The organism is Sphingobium sp. BHU LFT2, assembly GCF_018604485.1.
Classification (GTDB): Bacteria; Pseudomonadota; Alphaproteobacteria; order Sphingomonadales; family Sphingomonadaceae; genus Sphingobium; species Sphingobium yanoikuyae_A.
The window spans coordinates 1-422 of record NZ_JAFCGW010000096.1 but is presented as its reverse complement, the minus strand read 5'-3'; the positions used below and the strand labels follow the sequence as shown (position 1 = coordinate 422).

The 422-nt window shown below is 49.5% G+C and carries 1 protein-coding gene and 1 tRNA gene; one reads left to right on the top strand and one right to left on the bottom strand.

The features are described from left to right. The first annotated feature begins 13 nt into the window (after positions 1 to 13). A tRNA-Ala gene (locus tag JQK15_RS26640) sits at positions 14 to 89 on the top strand. A 20-nt stretch (positions 90 to 109) separates the two neighbouring features. On the opposite strand, the gene JQK15_RS26635 is transcribed toward JQK15_RS26640, so the two are convergent. Then, positions 110 to 422: hypothetical protein (locus tag JQK15_RS26635; protein ID WP_214869684.1), on the bottom strand; the 313-nt coding region annotated here is incomplete at its 5' end.

Here is a 422-nt window from a genome sequence, read left to right as displayed (position 1 = left end):
CAGCATTTGGTGAGGGGCTTTAGCTCAGCTGGGAGAGCGGTTGCTTTGCAAGCATCAGGTCATCGGTTCGATCCCGATAAGCTCCACCATTTGCTAACCAGCAAATTCTCTAGGGATGAAGAGTAGCGGTTTGCCGGATACGTCCGGTGATATGGCTCGCGTTGCGAGCCTCTTTGACATTGTGAATGGGTTTTTTAATCGATGCCGTGGCGACATGGGATTGGTTTTTTGGTGTTTGCCGCAAGGCAAGCAGCGGAAAGTCGATCAAATGTTGTACACACAAGATTATCTGGCTGAGTTTAATAACCACACCGATACAGCTAATGGCAAATGCTACCCAGTATTGTCGTTGGTGGTGTGGACTCTCAAGCGTGAGGTAAGGGCATCTGGTGAATGCCTTGGCATGTACAGGCGATGAAGGA